The following is a 15,443-nucleotide window of genomic DNA, read 5'->3' as shown; positions in this document are numbered from 1 at the left end:
CCTCCCGGCCGCCGCGTGTGACAGCGCGATCCCGCTTCGGTCCATGTCTCTGCACGATGCCCTTGACGCTATCCGCGAGGAGCTGCCGACGCGACCGAAGCGCGATCCGAAAGTCGGACCCTCCCCCGTTTCCTCGCCGCTGCCGCGCTCGACTACCCGGCCCGCCCGGCCGGCGGCTATCGCACCCTCTGCGCGCCCCGCATCTCGCGCGCCCGTTGACGCGCCGCTCGCCTATGTCGAGCGGGCTACGCTAGGGCAGAATATCGCCGTTTCGGAGATCTACGCGCGCTACGCGCCACAGCGCATCGAGATCACTGGCGCGGTCGCGCACCCGACACCGCTCGTCGAGAGCGTGGCAATGGCGGCCGTCATTCCGCCGATGCCCACGGCGCTTCCCACCCTGCCCCCGCAGCTCATCACCACCGGCGAATTGTCCGAGGCTCAGCTTGAGACGATCATCATGGCGGACGAGGCTCACAGCCACGACCTGCCCGGCCGCTTCATCGTCAAGGACGACTGGACAGGGCTTGAGCCTGCCCCGGAAGGCGAAGGGGTCGCCTTGCGCCAAGGATTCTTCATCGGGGATGGCACTGGCTGCGGAAAGGGCAGAGAGGCCGCTGGCCTTATCATGTCTGGCTGGTTGAGCGGTCGGACCCGCGCTGTCTGGCTTTCGAAGTCGAAGACCTTGATCGAAGACGCGATCCGCGACTGGACCGATCTGGGTGGTTCGCCCACGGACATCCATTCCATCGACCGCTGGAAGCCCGAAGCGGCGATCACGCTTGGGCGCGGCATCGTGTTCATGACTTATGCGACCCTACGGTCTGTCGGAAAGAGCGGCCGCACGCGCCTCGAGCAGCTCGTCGAATGGGCGGGCGAGGATTTCGAGGGCGTCATCGCCTTCGACGAGGCCCACGCCATGCAGAACGCTGCCGGCTCGAACGAGGGTCGCGGTTCAGCGCCGTCTCAGCAGGGCATCGCCGGCCTTCGGCTCCAATTCGCCCTGCCCCGCGCCCGTGTCCTCTACATCTCGGCTACTGGCGCCACCAACGTCGCCAATCTCGCCTATGCCGTGCGACTCGGCCTCTGGGGTCCAGGCGACGCCTATCCGTTCACGACGCGCGAGGATTTCGTCTCGGCGATGGAGGCCGGCGGCGTGGCCGCAATGGAAGTGGTCGCTCGCGACCTGAAGGCGCTCGGTCTCTACACCGCCCGCGCCCTGTCGTTCGAGGGCGTCGAGTACGACATCCTCGAACACCGCCTAAGCGACGACGAACGTGCGATCTACGACAAGTTCGCCGGGGCGTTACGGGTGATCCACCAGAACCTGCGCGCCGCCTTGGAAGCGACCGGAATCGTGGACGCGGAATCGGGCACCACCGCTTCGGCCGCCAAGGCATCTGCGCTGTCGCGGTTCGAAAGCATGAAGCAGCGGTTCTTTGGCCACGTCCTTAACGGCTTCAAGGCAAAGAGCCTGATCGCGGCAATGGAGGCGGACCTTGCCGATGGCTGGGCCCCTGTCGTCCAGATCGTCTCGACCGGCGAAAGCCATCTCGACCGTGCCATCGAGGGGCTGGAGGCCGGCGACGATCTGACCGAGGCGCATCTGACGCCGAAGGAGGTCGTGGTTCACTGGCTCGAAACGGCGTTTCCCATCGAGGCGCAGCAGCTCGTCGAGATCGAGGGCACTATCGTCACGCAACCGCTCCTCGATGCCGACGGCAACCGTGTCATCTCGCGCGAGGCCGAGGCCCTGCGCGACGCGGCACTGATGGAGCTTTACACGATCGCGCCGATCCCTTCGGTTCTCGACCAGCTCGTCTGGCACTTTGGCGACGAGCGACTGGCTGAAGTTACCGGCCGCTCCAAGCGCACGATCCGCACCGTTGGCGGTACGCTGAAGATCGCGCCGCGATCAGGATCCGCCAACACGGCCGAAAGCGAAGCCTTCATGTCGGGCGCCAAGGAGGCGCTGCTGTTCAGCGACGCGGGCGGAACTGGGCGCTCGTACCATGCGGCGCGGCGCGCGAAGAACCAGCGTCGCCGCCGGCACTATCTCGTTGAGCCCGGTTGGCGGGCGGACGCGGCGATCCAGGGGCTCGGCCGCACACACCGATCGGCGCAATCTTCCGCACCGTTCTTCCGCGTCGTCACCTCTGACGTTCACGGCGAAAAGCGGTTCACCAGTACGATTGCCCGGCGTCTCGACACGCTCGGCGCGCTCACGCGCGGCCAGCGCCAGACCGGAAGCCAAAACCTCTTCCGCGCTTCCGACAATCTGGAAAGCCCGATCGCGCGTCGCGCGCTCGTGGCTCACTACCGCGAGCTTGCCTCGGACACCTGCGAAGCGATGTCCTACGAGGGGTTCTACGACTGGACCGCGCTGGCGCTCATCGGGGGTGACGGCGTGCTTCTGGAAGACCTGCCGCCGATCCAGCGGTATCTTAACCGACTTCTCGCCCTGCCGATCCAGATGCAAAACGATCTCTTCGCGGCCTTCGCCAAGAAGATCGAGGCGCAAACCGAAGCAGCGCGCGCTGCCGGTACACTCGACGTTGGCATCGAGACGCTTAGAGCTGACCGCATCGTCGTGACCGGCGAAGAGGACATCTGGACGTGCCCGAAAAGCGGCTCGGTCACACGCACCGTCACGCTCGAGACGGAAACGGCCGTGCACATCCTGTCCGGTGCAGACGCCCTCTCGTACTACGGCCGCTATGACGCACCGATGCGGAACGCTGCATCCGGCAAGGTCGCACTGATCTCCAAACGCCCCTCGCAAATCTACGACGACGAGACATTCGCGGAAGTCCGCGATGTCCGGCGTCCAGGTGGACGGACGACGACGACGGAAGAGGCGTTCGCCGCGTCCCATTGGGAGCCGTGCGACGAGGAAGCCTTTATTGCGCTCTGGGACGCCGAAGCGGACGAACTGCCGAAGGTCCAGACTGAGATCATCGTCCTGTTGACCGGCCTTCTCTTGCCGATCTGGAAGATGATCCCGTCATCCAGCCAGCGCATCTGGCGGGTGACGCCCGAGGACGGCCAGTCCCGGATCGGCCGCGCCATCTCGGCCGACGAAGCCCTCGTTCTCAAAGGCCGCTTCCGAGGGGAAGGCGCGGCGCAACCCGACGAGCTGGTCGCCACCGCCCTTTCCGGCGATCGGGCTGTGGATCTGGGACGTGGCCTGACGCTCCGTGCGCGCCGTGTCGCCGGCGCCAAGCGGCTGGAACTGGAAGGGTGGCGGCCCGACCAGGTGCCGGCGCTGAAGGCGGCGGGCTGTTTCTCGGAGATCATCGCCCACCAGCTCCGTGTGTTCGTTCCGGTGGGCGACGATGCGAAGGACGTGATCGAGAGGATTGGCGGGGAAGCGCGGCCACAATCTCTGCCTGAGCCGGTGGGTTGGCCACCGCGATAAAGAGCAAAGGCAGCCCCGCTCAGGGGTGGAGCATACAGTAGCGAGAGGCGATTGTGTGCTCCGACAACACCATCAGCATGATAAGGAAATCTCATGAAAATGCGTAGTCTTGGCGCGATCAGTCTGGCCCTGACCCTCGTTGCGGGGTGCGTCCAGTCACCCGATCAGCCGGTCAATCCCGACCCCTATTCTGAAGAAAATCGGATGGCCTCCCTAACCAATGCCGAAGAACTAGCGGTCGCCGAAAAGTACACTCCCGTGGACGCTGTTTATGTCTTCCCATCGGAGGTCGCGAGTGTGTTCGCCTATCCGACTTCATCCGTGACCGTCGACCGGGTGGAGAATGTCGTTAAGGTGAAAGATATGCAGGCGCTCCGCGATAAGACCGCGGTGATGGGCGTGACCCTCTATGACGGGACTCGGTATGTGGTCGGCAATCCGGCCGTGCTGGAGGAACTTCAGTAAGGGCACGACAAGTGGGGCCGCAGAATACTTCGGTCCCACATCCATCCCGCTGCCCCCGATCATCAACGGACGGAAAGGCGTAGCGCCAGGATGTGATGTGCGAGCTGACCATCCAGGGAACGCGAGAAACGAGGTCTTAAAGAGGAAAGGGGGCTTCGCCTTGGGGTGATCCGACACGGATCGGGAAAGAAAATCCAGCCAAGGAGCACTACGATGATCACCGGAACCCTGACCCAGAACGCCGACGCCAAGTCCTTCACCGCCAGCATCTCCACGATGCTCTTCGACATCGCGCGCATCGCGGTCGTGGCGAACGCCTACAAGACCGCCGACGATCACCCGGACTATCACCTCGAGGTCCGCACGCCGCGCGGCCGTCCGATGCGGGTCGGTTCGATGTGGAGAGCCGTCAGCGAAAAGAGCGGTCGCGCCTACTTCTCGCTCGCGATCACCGATCGCATGAGCCGGACGTGGCGCATGAACGCGGTGCGGAACGACGAAACGCCCGAGGGGACGTGGCAGATCGTGCCGATGACCGGTGGCAAGACCGATCCGATCGCCCTTACGGGCCGGATCGAGACGCTCGATGACGACAACCTCGCGGGCTTCATCGGCTCCTACGACTTCGACATGGATTTCACCGCTGTCGAGAACGCGCACAAGACCGAGGACAACCACCCCGACTACCACCTCGAAGCGCGCAGCCCCGCCGGCGTCCTGATCCGCATGGGCTCCATCTGGAAAACTCGGTCGGAACGGACGGGAGCGGAATACCTCTCCATCGCCTTCTCGTCGCCGACCGGGACGCAGCACCGCGCGAACGGTCTGCGGCGCGAGGATGCGCCGTCCGGCGAGTACGAGATCGTCGCCTTCGCCAATGGCGAACTGGCCGCCGTTGCCTGATCCGGTGTCGAACAAGCCGGCGAGGGTCCTCAACTGGATTCTCGCCGTGTTCGTGGCCCTGATCCTCCTGATGATCGTCGCGGGCCTCATCAACTACGCCCTGTCCTGAAACGGCAGACGCGCTGCACAGTCCCAGGGCCGCACCCGCCAGGTGCGGCCCTTTCCGCGTGTGTTCTTCCACCCTGATCGGAAAGGCACGACTCATGACGACTTCGACATTTGACACACCGGCGGTCGACAAGGAGGCCGTCGCGAGCGGCGTTCTCGAAACAGTCGCGTCTCGGATGCAGCTCACCGAGACGCAGATCAAAAGCGCCTTCATCCTCTCAAGCTGGGTGACCATCGAAGAGATGATCGAGCGCGAGTTTGCCGGCGCCTACCGTGGCTACTTCCCGAAATGCAGCATGAATCTGTGGGCCGAGGCCGTCATTGCCGAGGTCTTCGACCAGCTCGCGATCAAGCTTGGCGATCCGCGCCGCGCGCTTCGCTCGGGCGCATGGACGCCGCCGGCAACCTCTCCCGGAGGGCGCTGCGATGGGTGAGGGCCTTTACTGGAACTGCAACGGCAAAACAGCCTTCTGCGAGCCCTATGATGATCTCGATGCCGAAGACGCGCCGCTCTGGCGCGACGCCTTCGACAATCTCGTCGAGACCATTCGGACCTGCCTGTCAAAGTCGTGGGAGCCGCTCGACCGAGAATGGCGCGACCGAAGCGAGCGCGTCGTCGCCCGCAACGGCGTGCACGAAATCTGGCTCTACGAGGATAGCTATGCCCGCGTCCACGTCACCTTCGGCGTGCGGGAGGGCCTCGACGGGACGGACGCCCTCGCCAGGCACACCTTGGACGAGCGCGCCGAAGCGTTCTTCGACCGGCTTCAAATGACCTATCCGCTCCAGGTCCGCACGTCCGCTTGGACGAGCGGCATACGCCACGCACGGAGGGTTGCAGCATGAAGATCGAACTCAAATCCATCAAATATGCGGCCTTCTCGTCCGAAGAGACGAGCTGCTATTCGGCCACGCTCTACGTCAACAGCAAGAAGATCGGCACCGTCAGCAATGACGGCCACGGCGGCCCAGACCGGTTCTACGGCGATCACGCTGCCTTTGCCGCGGCCGATGCGTGGTGCAAGGCCAACCTCCCACGCTGGCAGATGAACGACCAATCGTTCGAGACGGACCTTGAGATGCGCTGCGGTCAGCTCGTCGATGAATGGCTCGTCGCTCGCGACCTGAAGACCGCGCTACGAACAAAGGTTCTGCTGCGCGATACGGATGGCCTGATCTACCAGGTCAGGCATCGCGGTCACGTTTCGGCCACCGTGGAAGCCGTTAAGGAACGGCATCCCGGCGCGGCGATCCTGAACACCCTGCCCTTCGAGGAGGCGCTGAAGCTCTACCGCTCAGCGGCCTCATCGTGACCGAGGCCGTGCCACCGCAGATCGCGGAGATGATCGACGCCGGCGCGCTTTTCGCTTGCTCACATAGCGGTGGGAAGGACTCGCAAGGGCAAATGATCCTTCTTCGGTCCCTCGTTCCGGCCGACCAGCTCGTCGTCGTCCACGCGCCCCTTGGGCGCGTGGAGTGGCCCGGCACGCTCGCGCATATCCGCGCGACCATCGGCGACCTGCCTTTGATCCTCGCGCGAGCGGATGAGGATCTTTTGGCGATGGTTCGTCGGCGTCGGCGTTTTCCGACGCCCGCGATCAGAAACTGCACGTCAGATAAAAGCGCGGTCCGATAAGTCGCGAACTACGCCGGTATCTGAAGGCCAACCCTCGCTTCGGGGGTCGGATCGTCAGTTGCATGGGACTTCGAGCCGACGAGAGCAGGGATCGCGCCCGCCGCTCACCCGTCAGCTTCTCGGCGTGCAACAGCAAGGCGGGCCGACAATGGATCGACTGGCTTCCGATCCATCACTGGTCAGAAGCCCGCGTGTTTTCCGAGATCGCAGCCGCTGGCGAGCGACCACACTGGGTCTATGCCAAGGGCATGAAACGATGCTCCTGTTCTTTCTGCATCATGGCGACACGCGACGACCTGCGCCGCGCGGCGCAGCTCCGGCCCCGGCTTGCGGCCGAATACATCGCGCTCGAGGAAGAAATCGGCCACACGCTCAGCCCGACCAGGATCCCGCTACGCGAGATCATCGGTTAAGCGCCGCAACCGCAGAAAATCGCGCGGCAAGCCGGAAAATGATCGACACGACTCCCTCCCATTCGTACAAACAAACCGAGAACAAATGTGCGAAAGGGATTGTCATGTTCATTATCACAGACAGCGATACCGGTCTGACCCTATCCCTCACCGTCGATCCCAAGCCGCGCAACCCGCGCCTCACGACCGACAACGTGTTCCAGATCGTCACTTGGAGCCACGGCCTCGGCGATCCTCATGATTGGCCCAGCCGAAAGGCGTTCCGCGCGGCCTTCCCGGCCGAGACCACGGCGATCTTTCCAGTGAAGAAGGTGGCCACCCGCAACGGATTCATCCTCGTGCGCAATCACAGCGATGCCGAACCCGTCGACGGCTACGCCTTCGCGACCTTCGAGCGGCTTTGCATCGCCTTCGGACTGGACATGATTACGGCCGACATCCGCGACGAAACCATCATGGAAGCCGAGACGGTCTGTCTCTCTGAGTTGCAGGACTACGAGCACTTCGTCGATGGCGACGTCTGTCACTTCGAGATCAAGAACCGGCGCGGCGAGTGCGTCGAGAAGGTCCGCGACCTCTACGGGGAAGGCTTCGCCCGCCACGTCGCCCAGGAAGCGTTCAACCGGCACCTCTACAGCGTCACGATGGACGGCTGACCAAACCTAGATCGAGGGCGTGGCCCTCCTGCGAAGCGCGGTCCCTCGGGATCGCGCTTTTTGCATGTCAGCTCCCCGTGCCGGCCGCGGGCGCGCTCCGTGCTGCGCGTAGCATTGGCATCAGCTCTGGCGTCCAGGTCATTCGGGTCGGTGGATCATCGCAGCCGATCGTGCAGCGGCTACAGCGCCACGCAAGGGCTGCGCCCTTCTCCACTTCGTTTCGACCCTTCGGGTGCGTGGCGCTTCACGCCGCCGCTTTCGGTGGCTGCAACCACCAACCCGAAAGGAACAACGCCATGACCAAGATCCTCGCCACCCTGCGCTCCATTCTCAAAGCCCTCGGCCGGCACGCGAAGCTGACGATCTCCGTCGCGCTCTCAGTTCCCGGCTTCCTCAAGATCGAGGTTCAGTACGCCCGCGATCTCGGCAAGCCGCCACGGGATGCCTGACGGCATCCGGCCCGCACCTTACGGTGCGGGCTTCAGTGTTCGCGCAACATCGCCTCGAGGCGTTGGTGCATGAAGCGGACAAGAGCTTCCGCATCATTCAGGGCATCAACCGGATCGCGTTGTAGCAGGTCAATCTTGGCCTTCTTGAGCCAGTACGATTCCGCAAATGCGCGTTCGTCGCCGCCGGTCACGCCTCGTCACTCCCTGCCGTCTTCTCAATCTCCGCGACAGACGCCAGGATCGAGCTGAGAACCCCCATGTTCATGGCGGCCGCGTCTTCCAGGTCCTTCCGAACGACGCCCTTTGGCAGCTTCTTCGCCATGTAACCGAGAACCCGTTGAACATGCTCAACTTCGCCGTCCAGTGCTTTCGAGTTGCCGGCTGCATTGGCCGCTGCGGAAACCATGAAGGCACTCAGGATCCGTGTTCCGACGCCAGCCTGCTCTCCACTTTGGCCTGCCGAACTGAACACCATTGCTGCGCTGTGTTGAGCTTTCAGGCAGTCCGATGGGTCTTCAAGGTCGCCTGCGAGGCGCGTCTCGATGATCCACCTACTCATTCGGCCGCGAAGGTTCTTGTCTAGCAACGTCGGTCCCTTTCAGCGTTCGTTGTCGCCGCTTCTTCTATCACTGGGTCGCTGTGACTGGAATCGAGTTGAAGGCATGGCACCTCCCGCCCGCCTGCGGCGATCGGGACCGCGCTCTACTCGGCTCGCAAGCGAGCCTCCCCACGCCCTGCCCCCCTGCCCTCCCTGCGGCCTGATGCGTCGTCGGCCGTCTCCTCCGGAGCCATCCGCCGCCGCGGCGCGCATGGTCGTTCAGCGGGCCACGTCGCGGCCCTTCGGGTAACGATCGCTGTTGCGTGGCCAGCGGAACCGAAACAGCAGCCGTTGGCCGGGGGTTCGGACAAGCCGAACGCCCCTTGGTTGCACCAAGCTGCAACACCGTCCTCGGGGATTCGCCGCTTCGCGACGAACGCCGCTCGGACGGGCTTGATCCCGAACCAGCGCCCAAGGCATCGCCTGTCCGTCCCCCAACCGGTCGCGGCCTGATCGAACCTGACGGACCGCGCGGCCGGCGGTTCGGTCGCTGACGCTCCCCAACGACAAATACGGTTTCCACGCCCTACGGGCGCGGACCCTCCGCATTTGACGTTGCCCCCGGCCACCCGGCCCATCCTGATCTGGCCGTGCGATCGGCTGCGGGATGACGAACAAGCGATGCCCTGACGGGTCTGCTCGTAATAAAGAATAAGGATGCGCTAAAGCGCCATTATTATTGTTCCTAATTGATTTGCAATCAATTAGGGGTGTGCTCCCAACAACAGGAATCAAAACAAGCCGATGAAGAGGAGAGGGGCAAGAAAACAATTCATCGGAAATGCCAATAAACAATTAGATCGGAAGCGCCTTTAATTATATAAAGAGGGCAGAGGAAGCGAACGGCGCCCCTCCCCAAAGCCGGAAATGTTCGGCGCACCATTAGGAACTTGCCCAATGCTTACGACATATGACGAAATCGAATTGTTCGGCCTCACGGAAAACGGCGCGGACGATCTGCCAATCCCTCACGACGAGGACTTGCAAGGTCGTGCCGTTGGCGAAGCGTTCGACGCTCTTTTCGGCACTATCCAAGGCACTGGGCTTGCGTCCGAGGTGGAACCCCTCGCCCATGCCTTCGCAACCATGTTTCAGCGCCGCGCCGTATCGCTGGACCAAGCGGCAGACCGCCAGAAAATGAAGATTTCGGCCCTGATCCGGACGCAGGACGGCAGCGAGATCGCAGAGCAAGAGCTGGACCAAGCGACCCGCCTTTTCACCATCTTGCAGGAGAAGGCCGACGCCCTGAAGGTCATGGCCGAAACCGCCGCCGAACACTACGAGCGCGAAACCGGCGAGCATTACACGCCCGTCACCGGCGACCGGACCACCCGCCGCGCGATGGAAACCGGCGCAGTTTTTGAAGCCAAGAAGCTGCTAGAGCAGGCCGACAAGGACGAGGCGGAGCGCAACCGCGTCACCGGGACGAAAATCGCCGTGGCAGGCGCGTCCGACTGGATCGACAGTGCCGTGATCTGGCGGCGTCTGGACGTGGCCCGCGAGAAGTGCCCCGACATGGTGCTTTGCCACAAAGGGTCGCGAGGGGCCGAGAGGATCGCCGCAGCATGGGCGAAATCGCGCAAGGTGCCGCAAATCCTCTTCCGTCCGAACTGGGCCGCGCACAACAAGGCCGCGCCGTTCCGCGCAAATGACGAAATGCTGACCGCGAAGATCTCCGGCGTAATCCTCTTCGGCGGTGGCGGGATCGGCCTTAATCTGGGGCAGAAGGCCGAGGAAAAGGGCCTTCACGTTGCCCGGATCGAGGCCCCGGAGAAGGCCCGCGAAGCCTGACACGCAACCCGCAACCGGCAACAGGGCGGCCCGCGAGGGTCGCCCTTTCTCGTGCCCGTTGTCCAGGCGGATCGCAGCGCCTGGCCGTGGCTTGGCTCGTGCCAGGGTGTCCGGTCGCGGGCGGGCCGTGCCGACCCCCCCGCGACCGGACTGGCGCTATCCGCGCGGGAGCGCCTACGGCGCGGCAGCGAACGCATCGACGGATGGATGGTGCCACCGTCGCAGCCGAGGCGCAGAGCAAAGAAAAGAGGCGGCTGCGGGTGCCGAGGACTCCTCAGTATCGTAAGGATCGCACCATGACCGACAGCACACGCACCGATCGAAATCCGCCTCCGCCCCGCCGTCTCACCGAGACGCGCCGCGTGGAGCACCTCCGCTCGGACGGGACGGCTATCCGCATCCTCGTCTCTGTCGGTTACGCCGACGACGATCCGCTGCGGCCTATCGAGGTCTTCTACGCCGAAGGTTTCCGAAGCGGAGCCGATCTGGAGTTCCTGATGCAGGACGCATGTGTCCTCATCTCGATACTCCTCCAGCACGGCGTTCCGCCCGAGCGGATCGCCGCATCAATGGCCACACGCGAAGAGCCCGATGGCCAACCGACACCGGGTTCCCTTGCGGGAACTATCGCCACGGAATTGATGGTGCCGCCGGGCTGGGGCGAGGCTGAGAGCAAGGGCTGAACGGATTGACCGCGTGGCAGCGCGGCCGACCCTGCCTGTTGATGCCGCCTCTATGCTCGGCAATCCAGCGCGAGCGACCACATCGGAGACCTGCCATGACCGACGACCAGCCCCACCAAATCGACGACGCAGCTCTTGATCGCGAGGTCGATCACGAGATCCGCAGGCGCCGCGGACTCGACAACAACGCGCCCGCCATCTGCGAGGAAAGCCACGAGATCGAGGAGCGGTGTCGCCAGCGTCTTATCGCCGGGAAGTCGCTCACCGACTTCGACCTCGATGCCTTCCTTGCGGAAACGAAGCAGGCGACGAGTGCCGCTCAATCTCAAGACGAAGCGCACCGCATCGCCAAAGCCTTGCTCGATCGGAAGGTGCCGGACGAGGAATGGAACGACGTGGAGGCGGCGCTAATGCATCACGGCTTCCTCCCCGCAGACCCGCGGTTCGACTACGGCGACTGGTACGACAAGAGCGTCGGGACCACCAAGCCCGACTAACGCCGAGCGCGGCCCTTCGGGGCCGCTTTCTCGTTGCCACCGTCGCCCCGGCCTCGGCTTCGCGTGTCGGCCGGGGAACGGGCCTGGCGGCCCGTCGCGCAGTCGCGCGGCGTCGGAAACACGACTCGCAGCCGAGGCGGCCGCGACGGCTCCGGTCTGTCGCTACGCCGCCGATTGCGGTCCGGTCGGGATCGCGTACCGCGACCCTTCCTCCCCTCCATCGCCGTCTGCGCGTCAGCCCTCCACCGCGCGTCCACCGCCGGCTGCTGATCGAAAACGCACACACTGAGAGACGGAAGCATATCCTCCGGATGCGCTCCCAAAGCACGCCGCCTCAAGGATCGGGAAACTCTTCGGCACCGTCGCACGCCTGGTCGCGTCGTTCCCCCTTAGCAACCGCGAGATGCTGGCAATGGACCGCTCCGAAGACTTTCCCGCCCGGCGCCAGCGCCGGCGCTTCGCGTCCTTGACCCGGCGCGCTTCGGAATCGGGGGTCCGGCTATGCTCCGCATCTCAGCGTGAGCAGGCAACACAGGAGACCTACCATGTCCAACTTCGATCTTGCCGCCACTGTCGCCCACGTCGACGCCGCAGCTCAGCCCAAAGGCAACTTCGGCTGCGTCTATGAACTCTGGCAAGAAGCCCGCAACCGCGAAGCCTACGGCTTGCTCGGTAGCGTGCCGGACGCACACTACGACGAGACGGTGGCCGCCCTTAAAGACAAGGGCGTGATCGTCGAGTTGGACGAGCGACCCGAGGGGCTCTGCATGCACTGGCTTGACGCGATGACATGCCCTTGCGGATGTTTCGAGGGTGCCGAGCCGGAGCCGGACTGTCACGAAATTGCCGATCTAGACCTTGCCCAAGCCGAAGAAGACGAAGCCTCGGACTACGACACCGTTATCAACGACCTTCACGGTCGCTACGACGGGGAGGATGAACCTGACTGGGACGTCTTCGTGTCGATGCAACGCGGGCACCTTGAGGCCGCTTACATCGAAGTGGAGTCCCATCTGACTTGGGCGAACACCAGGCGGCACCGTCTCGGCCGCGAATTGCAGATCACTCGCGTCGCCGTCGCAGCGATGGGTCTACTGGCAATCGTCGGATGGATCGGCTGACGCCGATAGCGGCCCCTTCGGGGGCCGCTTTCTCGTTGCCATCGTCGCCCCGTGGCCGGACCTTCGGGAACTATCCCCCTAGCGGAACAAAGAAGGAACATGCTAGCCTCGATGGGTAAGATTTTTGACCACCAATGGCGAGTCGTGCGCTGGACTACGCCAAATGTGTTTCTCGCAGAGGTGGCACAGTGCAGCCACTTCGACGTCGCGTTCGCAGCGTGGGCCGCTGCGATGACGGCATGGCCGACCGACGAAGTGACCTTGCAGCATGGCATCCGCGTCATCAAACGTGGCAAGGCTGGCGAACAAACCTGAAGAGGGCGACCGCTAGTCTTGGGTTGGACGGCCAGCGGCAACTTCGGCCTGCTTTACCCGTTCTGCAAGCGCCTGCTTTTGGACCTCCCTATCGAGCCTGTCAGTGAGGACCGTCACCAGCGCGATGAACATCAGCACGGACGGCACCGCGAAGAGCCAACTCCACCGGTCGATTGACATAGAACCTCCCAACCAGTTCACCCGATCCGGATGCTTGTAGGTCCGTTCCTTCCCGATCCACGCAGCATAGGCAGCATAGAAAAGCGGGGTTGTCAGAACCGCCAAGATCAACGCCGCTGCGATGAGAATCCAGCCACAGATTTGCACAAGCGTGTCCGAGGACAGAACGATGGCAGACACCGCCTGCGTACCGAGAACACCAGCCACACCCAACCCGGTTGCGCCTTGCAGAAGCCGTTTGTGGAGAAGCTCGTAGCCTTCGAAATGTTTCTCGACATCGGGCCTCAGTTTGAAGCGGTCCGCCCGCGTGTTGTCCTCCGCTCCGGGCGTTGCGGTCTCATCGTTCGTCATCGGCTTTCTCCTGCCAGTTTCACTACGGAGGACTTGGGAGGATCGCGTGAAAAGCGGAAGAACTTTCTGACGTAGTATCGTCGTGGCCCCTCACGCCCGGCTCTCGCCGGCCGTGACCGCGCTCTACTCGGCCCGCAAGCGGGCCTCCCCACGCCCTGGCCCCCTGCCCTCCCTGCGGCCTGATGCGTCGTCAGCCGTCTCCTACGGAGCCGGCCGCCGCCGCGGCCACATGGTCGGTCAGCCGGCCAGGTCGCGGCCTTTCAGGTAACGATCGCTGGCGCGGGAGCAGGTGCAGACCTGACGCACAGTCGGCGCCGCCGATCACGGCTCAAATGAGGCCGGGGGAACCGCCTGCTGCCTGTTCGGGACCCCCGACCCCAACCGCCCCTTTGGGGAGGGCAGACCCGGTAGATAGGAAACCGGCCGCCTCCGGCGCAACCCTCATCGACCGCACTGGACAGCTCCAGCCGCAGGCCGCTTCGCGGCCAAACAGGAAGGGCAGGTTCGGAGAAAGGAGAGAGGCGGCCTCGCTGGGAGTGATCCGGTCTGGATCAAGGAAACCTCATCACGGAGAAGACGATGCCCCCAGATTTCCCAGCCGATCTCACCGCCCGGATCAACCCGGCGGATCCGAGTGGCATGATCCTGTCGATGGCGGATTTGCGTGCAAGAGCATCCGGCATCGAGGTCGCGATCGACGCGGCGCTTGCCTACGAACTGCGCCACCGCGAACAGGCTCTCGCCGTTCTAAACTCCGGCGAGCAGCACGAGGACATCGTTGAGATAGCCGGTATTGAGCGCATGACCGAAGCAATGATCGACCGGCTCCATGCGTTCCGTGCACGGCTTCGGGACAGCACCGATATGCAGGACGTCGCGTTCGACTACGGCTTCGCCAGCCGGATCTTCAAGAACATGCCCTGCGCGCCTACCCGCTCAGGTCAGATTCCGCCTCAACCCGCATAGTGGCGCCTCCCGGCCTTCTATCGACGGCCGGGACCGCGCTCCCCTCGGCCGGCAAGTCGGCCTCGAGGATCGCTTGCGCTGGCTGGACCTGACCACAAGCCACTCGTCTGCCTTCGCTGTGTGATGGCGCGTCCGACTCACAGCATGTGGACAGCTCCAGCCGCAGGCCGCTTCGCGGCAAATCAGGAAGGGCCGGTTCGGAGAAAGGGGAAAGGCAGCTTCGCTTGGGGTGATCCGGTCTGGATCAGGAAACCCTCATCACGGAGAAGACGATGCCCCTGCACATGACGACCATTGAGGACGTGGATCGCTACGAGCTGGCCACAATCCTTGCCGCCCTACGGCTGCTCCAGCAAACCCCTGCCCTGCCCCCGGAAATCGAAGAGATCGCGACCGAGGAAGGTGACTTCGAGCGGATCGACGACGAGAAGATCGACGCGCTTTGCGAGCGGATCAACGCAGTATGCGAGTATCCGTGGCGCGATGTGACCGAGGGCGATGCCGAGACTGTCGCGCTCGAGGCCCGTGTCGCCGGCCTGTTTGAAGGGAGCGTGTGATGATCCGTCAATACAACAGCCAGCGTCACCGTCGCGTCGAGATCGGTGGCCGCATGCGCCGGGTCGGCACTGTCGCCGTAGGAACGATCGTCCTCATCCGAGGCCGCAAGCTGCAAGTCGAGGCGTGGCTTCCGCGCGACTACAGCGCATGGGAACGCGGCGGATTCGTCAACAAGCGCATCGCCGGGGGACATATCGCCCAGGTGCGCGAACTGGCGACCGGGCGCGTTGGAAATCTCTCCGACGCCTTCCTCGTTGATGCTGTCTCGATCCGAACCGACGAGCCGAACGGCCGGGCACTCCAGCGCCTTGCCCCAATTCGCGCCGAGCGCGCGA

Annotated in this window: 21 protein-coding genes; 18 read left to right on the top strand and 3 right to left on the bottom strand. The window is 63.9% G+C overall.

Going from position 1 to position 15,443, the window contains the following annotated elements:
* Nucleotides 1-43 precede the first annotated feature (43 nt).
* From ACFDS3_RS11550 to ACFDS3_RS11505, 10 genes are all read left to right on the top strand, one after another.
* Nucleotides 44-3,418 (top strand): strawberry notch-like NTP hydrolase domain-containing protein, encoded by a 3,375-nt coding sequence (locus tag ACFDS3_RS11550; RefSeq protein ID WP_375262505.1) that lies wholly within the window; start codon nucleotides 44-46, stop codon nucleotides 3,416-3,418.
* A 93-nt stretch (nucleotides 3,419-3,511) separates the two neighbouring features.
* Entirely contained in the window at nucleotides 3,512-3,883 is a 372-nt protein-coding gene (locus ACFDS3_RS11545; RefSeq protein ID WP_375262504.1) for a hypothetical protein, read from the top strand.
* A gap of 213 nt (nucleotides 3,884-4,096) precedes the next feature.
* On the top strand, nucleotides 4,097-4,786 hold the full coding sequence (locus ACFDS3_RS11540; protein WP_375262503.1) for a DUF736 family protein: 690 nt from the start codon (nucleotides 4,097-4,099) through the stop codon (nucleotides 4,784-4,786).
* Nucleotides 4,761-4,895 carry a hypothetical protein gene (locus ACFDS3_RS11535; RefSeq protein WP_375262502.1) on the top strand — a complete coding sequence of 45 codons (135 nt, stop codon included), beginning with the start codon at nucleotides 4,761-4,763 and terminating at the stop codon, nucleotides 4,893-4,895. The genes ACFDS3_RS11540 and ACFDS3_RS11535 overlap by 26 nt, the downstream gene beginning before the upstream one ends.
* Nucleotides 4,896-4,989: 94 nt before the next feature.
* A complete protein-coding gene (locus ACFDS3_RS11530) occupies nucleotides 4,990-5,328 on the top strand; it encodes a hypothetical protein (protein ID WP_375262501.1) in 339 nt (112 codons plus the stop codon).
* Nucleotides 5,321-5,740 carry a hypothetical protein gene (locus ACFDS3_RS11525; RefSeq protein WP_375262500.1) on the top strand — a complete coding sequence of 140 codons (420 nt, stop codon included), beginning with the start codon at nucleotides 5,321-5,323 and terminating at the stop codon, nucleotides 5,738-5,740. The genes ACFDS3_RS11530 and ACFDS3_RS11525 overlap by 8 nt, the downstream gene beginning before the upstream one ends.
* Nucleotides 5,737-6,207 (top strand): hypothetical protein, encoded by a 471-nt coding sequence (locus ACFDS3_RS11520; RefSeq protein WP_375262499.1) that lies wholly within the window; start codon nucleotides 5,737-5,739, stop codon nucleotides 6,205-6,207. The genes ACFDS3_RS11525 and ACFDS3_RS11520 overlap by 4 nt, the downstream gene beginning before the upstream one ends.
* A gap of 319 nt (nucleotides 6,208-6,526) precedes the next feature.
* Nucleotides 6,527-6,943, top strand: a complete 417-nt coding sequence (locus ACFDS3_RS11515) for a phosphoadenosine phosphosulfate reductase family protein (RefSeq protein ID WP_375262519.1) — start codon at nucleotides 6,527-6,529, stop codon at nucleotides 6,941-6,943.
* Between the two features lie 104 nt (nucleotides 6,944-7,047).
* Entirely contained in the window at nucleotides 7,048-7,599 is a 552-nt protein-coding gene (locus ACFDS3_RS11510) for a hypothetical protein (protein WP_375262498.1), read from the top strand.
* Between the two features lie 296 nt (nucleotides 7,600-7,895).
* Nucleotides 7,896-8,048, top strand: coding sequence for a hypothetical protein (locus tag ACFDS3_RS11505; RefSeq protein WP_175484669.1), 153 nt, complete (start codon nucleotides 7,896-7,898; stop codon nucleotides 8,046-8,048).
* Between the two features lie 32 nt (nucleotides 8,049-8,080).
* On the opposite strand, the gene ACFDS3_RS11500 is transcribed toward ACFDS3_RS11505, so the two are convergent.
* Entirely contained in the window at nucleotides 8,081-8,239 is a 159-nt protein-coding gene (locus tag ACFDS3_RS11500) for a hypothetical protein (protein WP_375262497.1), read from the bottom strand.
* Complete coding sequence (locus tag ACFDS3_RS11495; RefSeq protein WP_375262496.1) at nucleotides 8,236-8,634, bottom strand: hypothetical protein; 399 nt, start codon at nucleotides 8,632-8,634, stop codon at nucleotides 8,236-8,238. The genes ACFDS3_RS11500 and ACFDS3_RS11495 overlap by 4 nt, the downstream gene beginning before the upstream one ends.
* A 909-nt stretch (nucleotides 8,635-9,543) precedes the next feature.
* On the opposite strand from ACFDS3_RS11495, the gene ACFDS3_RS11490 reads away from it, so the two are divergent.
* The 5 genes from ACFDS3_RS11490 to ACFDS3_RS11470 all read left to right on the top strand — a co-directional run bounded on the left by ACFDS3_RS11490 (nucleotide 9,544) and on the right by ACFDS3_RS11470 (nucleotide 13,053).
* The gene (locus tag ACFDS3_RS11490) at nucleotides 9,544-10,437 is read left to right on the top strand and encodes a DUF2493 domain-containing protein (protein WP_375262495.1); all 894 of its coding nucleotides are present in this window, start codon (nucleotides 9,544-9,546) and stop codon (nucleotides 10,435-10,437) included.
* Between the two features lie 296 nt (nucleotides 10,438-10,733).
* Nucleotides 10,734-11,120: a hypothetical protein gene (locus ACFDS3_RS11485; RefSeq protein WP_375262494.1), complete on the top strand. Its 387-nt coding sequence runs from the start codon at nucleotides 10,734-10,736 to the stop codon at nucleotides 11,118-11,120.
* 95 nt (nucleotides 11,121-11,215) lie between these two features.
* Nucleotides 11,216-11,617, top strand: coding sequence for a hypothetical protein (locus ACFDS3_RS11480; protein ID WP_375262493.1), 402 nt, complete (start codon nucleotides 11,216-11,218; stop codon nucleotides 11,615-11,617).
* Nucleotides 11,618-12,162: 545 nt separating this feature from the next.
* Nucleotides 12,163-12,738 (top strand): hypothetical protein, encoded by a 576-nt coding sequence (locus tag ACFDS3_RS11475; RefSeq protein WP_375262492.1) that lies wholly within the window; start codon nucleotides 12,163-12,165, stop codon nucleotides 12,736-12,738.
* Between the two features lie 111 nt (nucleotides 12,739-12,849).
* Nucleotides 12,850-13,053, top strand: coding sequence for a hypothetical protein (locus ACFDS3_RS11470; RefSeq protein WP_375262491.1), 204 nt, complete (start codon nucleotides 12,850-12,852; stop codon nucleotides 13,051-13,053).
* 12 nt (nucleotides 13,054-13,065) lie between these two features.
* On the opposite strand, the gene ACFDS3_RS11465 is transcribed toward ACFDS3_RS11470, so the two are convergent.
* Nucleotides 13,066-13,584: a hypothetical protein gene (locus tag ACFDS3_RS11465; protein ID WP_375262490.1), complete on the bottom strand. Its 519-nt coding sequence runs from the start codon at nucleotides 13,582-13,584 to the stop codon at nucleotides 13,066-13,068.
* A 639-nt stretch (nucleotides 13,585-14,223) separates the two neighbouring features.
* On the opposite strand from ACFDS3_RS11465, the gene ACFDS3_RS11460 reads away from it, so the two are divergent.
* The 3 genes from ACFDS3_RS11460 to ACFDS3_RS11450 form a co-directional block, all read left to right on the top strand.
* Nucleotides 14,224-14,550: a hypothetical protein gene (locus ACFDS3_RS11460; RefSeq protein ID WP_375262489.1), complete on the top strand. Its 327-nt coding sequence runs from the start codon at nucleotides 14,224-14,226 to the stop codon at nucleotides 14,548-14,550.
* Between the two features lie 272 nt (nucleotides 14,551-14,822).
* Nucleotides 14,823-15,107, top strand: a complete 285-nt coding sequence (locus tag ACFDS3_RS11455; RefSeq protein ID WP_375262488.1) for a hypothetical protein — start codon at nucleotides 14,823-14,825, stop codon at nucleotides 15,105-15,107.
* Nucleotides 15,107-15,443: hypothetical protein (locus ACFDS3_RS11450; protein ID WP_375262487.1), on the top strand; the 337-nt coding region annotated here is incomplete at its 3' end. The genes ACFDS3_RS11455 and ACFDS3_RS11450, both read left to right, overlap by 1 nt.

Source organism: Palleronia sp. (assembly GCF_042089775.1).
Lineage (GTDB): Bacteria > Pseudomonadota > Alphaproteobacteria > Rhodobacterales > Rhodobacteraceae > Palleronia.
This window is presented reverse-complemented; position numbering and strand designations above follow the sequence as displayed.

What these genes read in the sequence shown, in the direction of transcription:
- ACFDS3_RS11510 (WP_375262498.1), top strand. Translation starts at nt 7,048, where the DNA reads ATGTTCATTATCACAGACAGCGATACCGGTCTGACCCTATCCCTCACC.
- ACFDS3_RS11550 (WP_375262505.1), top strand. Translation starts at nt 44, where the DNA reads ATGTCTCTGCACGATGCCCTTGACGCTATCCGCGAGGAGCTGCCGACG.
- ACFDS3_RS11485 (WP_375262494.1), top strand. Translation starts at nt 10,734, where the DNA reads ATGACCGACAGCACACGCACCGATCGAAATCCGCCTCCGCCCCGCCGT.
- ACFDS3_RS11455 (WP_375262488.1), top strand. Translation starts at nt 14,823, where the DNA reads ATGCCCCTGCACATGACGACCATTGAGGACGTGGATCGCTACGAGCTG.
- ACFDS3_RS11480 (WP_375262493.1), top strand. Translation starts at nt 11,216, where the DNA reads ATGACCGACGACCAGCCCCACCAAATCGACGACGCAGCTCTTGATCGC.
- ACFDS3_RS11540 (WP_375262503.1), top strand. Translation starts at nt 4,097, where the DNA reads ATGATCACCGGAACCCTGACCCAGAACGCCGACGCCAAGTCCTTCACC.
- ACFDS3_RS11520 (WP_375262499.1), top strand. Translation starts at nt 5,737, where the DNA reads ATGAAGATCGAACTCAAATCCATCAAATATGCGGCCTTCTCGTCCGAA.
- ACFDS3_RS11465 (WP_375262490.1), bottom strand. Translation starts at nt 13,584, where the DNA reads ATGACGAACGATGAGACCGCAACGCCCGGAGCGGAGGACAACACGCGG.
- ACFDS3_RS11460 (WP_375262489.1), top strand. Translation starts at nt 14,224, where the DNA reads ATGATCCTGTCGATGGCGGATTTGCGTGCAAGAGCATCCGGCATCGAG.
- ACFDS3_RS11535 (WP_375262502.1), top strand. Translation starts at nt 4,761, where the DNA reads ATGGCGAACTGGCCGCCGTTGCCTGATCCGGTGTCGAACAAGCCGGCG.
- ACFDS3_RS11525 (WP_375262500.1), top strand. Translation starts at nt 5,321, where the DNA reads ATGGGTGAGGGCCTTTACTGGAACTGCAACGGCAAAACAGCCTTCTGC.
- ACFDS3_RS11505 (WP_175484669.1), top strand. Translation starts at nt 7,896, where the DNA reads ATGACCAAGATCCTCGCCACCCTGCGCTCCATTCTCAAAGCCCTCGGC.
- ACFDS3_RS11475 (WP_375262492.1), top strand. Translation starts at nt 12,163, where the DNA reads ATGTCCAACTTCGATCTTGCCGCCACTGTCGCCCACGTCGACGCCGCA.
- ACFDS3_RS11545 (WP_375262504.1), top strand. Translation starts at nt 3,512, where the DNA reads ATGAAAATGCGTAGTCTTGGCGCGATCAGTCTGGCCCTGACCCTCGTT.
- ACFDS3_RS11470 (WP_375262491.1), top strand. Translation starts at nt 12,850, where the DNA reads ATGGGTAAGATTTTTGACCACCAATGGCGAGTCGTGCGCTGGACTACG.
- ACFDS3_RS11490 (WP_375262495.1), top strand. Translation starts at nt 9,544, where the DNA reads ATGCTTACGACATATGACGAAATCGAATTGTTCGGCCTCACGGAAAAC.
- ACFDS3_RS11530 (WP_375262501.1), top strand. Translation starts at nt 4,990, where the DNA reads ATGACGACTTCGACATTTGACACACCGGCGGTCGACAAGGAGGCCGTC.